This window comes from Bacillus cereus group sp. BfR-BA-01382 (assembly GCF_022663475.1).
Lineage (GTDB): Bacteria > Bacillota > Bacilli > Bacillales > Bacillaceae_G > Bacillus_A > Bacillus_A thuringiensis_S.
The window spans coordinates 1-208 of sequence record NZ_JAKUFQ010000467.1 but is presented as its reverse complement, the minus strand read 5'-3'; the positions used below and the strand labels follow the sequence as shown (position 1 = coordinate 208).

The window sequence follows — 208 nt, the reverse complement described above, 5'->3', positions numbered from 1 at the left end:
TCAATTTTTATTTTTAGATGCTAGACAAACTAACTTTATTGGAGAGTTTGATCCTGGCTCAGGATGAACGCTGGCGGCGTGCCTAATACATGCAAGTCGAGCGAATGGATTAAGAGCTTGCTCTTATGAAGTTAGCGGCGGACGGGTGAGTAACACGTGGGTAACCTGCCCATAAGACTGGGATAACTCCGGGAAACCGGGGCTAATA

1 rRNA gene is annotated in these 208 nt (G+C 46.6%); it reads left to right on the top strand.

The window, feature by feature from the left end:
- Positions 1 to 35: 35 nt before the first annotated feature.
- Positions 36 to 208 (top strand): 16S ribosomal RNA (locus tag MR160_RS35450); the annotation flags it as partial.